This window comes from Streptomyces phytophilus (genome assembly GCF_013870535.1).
GTDB classification, from domain to species: Bacteria; Actinomycetota; Actinomycetes; order Streptomycetales; family Streptomycetaceae; genus Streptomyces; species Streptomyces phytophilus.
Genome location: NZ_JACBXC010001144.1, coordinates 1 through 1,952, shown reverse-complemented (window position 1 = coordinate 1,952; position 1,952 = coordinate 1). Strand labels below are relative to the sequence as shown.

2 protein-coding genes are annotated in these 1,952 nt (G+C 72.3%); both read left to right on the top strand.

Features of this window, described 5'->3' with window-relative positions; translation table 11 throughout:
- Positions 1 to 1,165, top strand: a 1,165-nt coding sequence (locus H5J30_RS30065; RefSeq protein WP_181790540.1) for an outer membrane protein assembly factor BamB family protein, incomplete at its 5' end; no start/stop codon positions are given.
- A gap of 4 nt (positions 1,166 to 1,169) precedes the next feature.
- The coding region (locus H5J30_RS30060; protein ID WP_181790538.1) for a serine/threonine-protein kinase at positions 1,170 to 1,952 on the top strand (783 nt) is incomplete at its 3' end.

Sequence of the window (1,952 nt, the reverse complement as noted above, 5' to 3'; positions counted from 1 at the left end):
CGGCGTCTACGCGTACCGCCGTGCGACCGAAGAGGATCCGCCGGTCCACCGCACCACCCCCGCGAAGGGCGCCGCGCCGAAGCCGCTGTGGCACTACTCGCTGCAGGGCCAGGAGGCCAGGGCGGTCAGCCTCATCGGCAGGATCGCCGTCGTGGAGACGATGGGCGCGCTCACCGCCGTCAACGTGCGCACCGGCAAGAAGGCGTGGGAGTCCGACGTGTTCGCGGACGGGAGCCTGATCGACCTCGGCCGCGGCCGGGCGCTCGTCATCCCGTCGATGGGCGGCATGGAGGTCGTCGAGCTGGCCGGGGGCAAGTCGAAGGGCGCCATCGAGGAGTACTCGCTGGGCAGCAAGCTGTCCTTCCAGGAGGCCGCGGGCGCCGCCGACGGGATCGTCTACTTCCTGGCCACGGTGGGTGAGGACCTGGAGAAGTTCGCCATGGTGGCGTACGACACCCGCAAGGGCGAGGAAGTGTGGAACAAGCCGCTGCCCGAGGGCTACGGCGACCTGAGCGACAACCCGCTCAGCGACGGCGAGACGATGAAGGTCCGCGGCCGCGAACTGCTCATCCCCAGCGCCCCCACCTCCGGCTTCGACTTCACCTACCTCGCCCTCGACCGGCGCACCGGCGACAAGGCGTGGGAGCAGAAGTTCGAGGGGATCGAGGACTACGACGGCCCCAGCACCTTCGCGACCGACACGGGGATGCTCGTCAGCCCGAAGAACGAGGGCGACAAGCTGCGGGGGTTCGAGTTGCGCGGCGCCAAGAAGGTGTGGGAGCACCCGATGAAGGACCACTTCTTCGCGGAGCTGACCGACGCCCGCTCGCGCGTGCTGTACGGCACGCAGGGTGCCCAGGTGACGGCGCTTTCGGTGCGGAACGGCAAGCCGGTGTGGCGCACTCCGGTGTACTCCGGCGGCAAGTTCGACGTCACCGACGTCGTCCTCAGCGGCACCGGCGGCACCCTCTTCTACAGCAACGACGCCGAGGTGCAGGCGTTCCGCACCGGCGACGGCGCTCCGCTGTGGCGGTTCGCGACGGTCAGCGAGGCCGGCTCGGCCTCCGACGACGGCCCCGGCATCTCCGGCCGGGTGCTCGCCGCTGACGACGGCATCGCCCTCGTCAGGTCCAAGGACGCCCTCTACGCACTCCCGGTGGACTGATCCCATGGCTACGCCCCTCACGCACGACGATCCGCAGCAGCTGGGCCCGTACCGGCTGGTCGCCCGCCTCGGCAGCGGCGGCATGGGCACCGTCTACCTCGCCCGCTCCGCGGGCGGGCGCACCGTGGCGCTGAAGACCATGCACGCCGACCTCGTCAGCGGCGAAGCCGGCACCACGGGCGCCGAGTCCCGCACCCGCTTCCGGCTGGAGACCGACGCCGCCCGCGTCATCGGCGACCACTACGGCGCCGAGGTGGTCGACGCCGACCCGCTGGCGGAGACGCCGTGGCTGGCCACCGAGTACGTGCTCGGCCCGCCGCTGGACGAGGCGGTGGCGGTGTCGGGACCGCTGCCCGAGACCACGACGCGGGCGCTGGGCGCCGCGCTCTGCGAGGCGCTGGGGCAGTTGCACCGCTCCGGCGTCGTCCACCGCGACCTCAAGCCGTCGAACATCCTGCTGACGTCGTCGGGCCCCAAGGTCATCGACTTCGGCATCGCCCGCGCGGCGGGCGACGACCACCTGACCCGTACCGGCACGGCCGCGGGCACGCCCGCGTTCATGTCGCCCGAGCAGGCGTCCGGTGTCGAACACACCCCGGTCGGCGACGTGTTCGCGCTGGCCGGCGTGCTGGTCTTCGCCTGTACGGGCCACGGCCCCTTCGGCGGCGGCCAGGCCGCGGACCTGCTGTACCGGGTTCGCTACGGCGAGGCGGACCTGTCCGGCGTGCCCGCGGGGCTGCTGCCGCTGCTCCAGCGCTGCCTGGCCAAGGAGCCGGAGGTCCGCCCC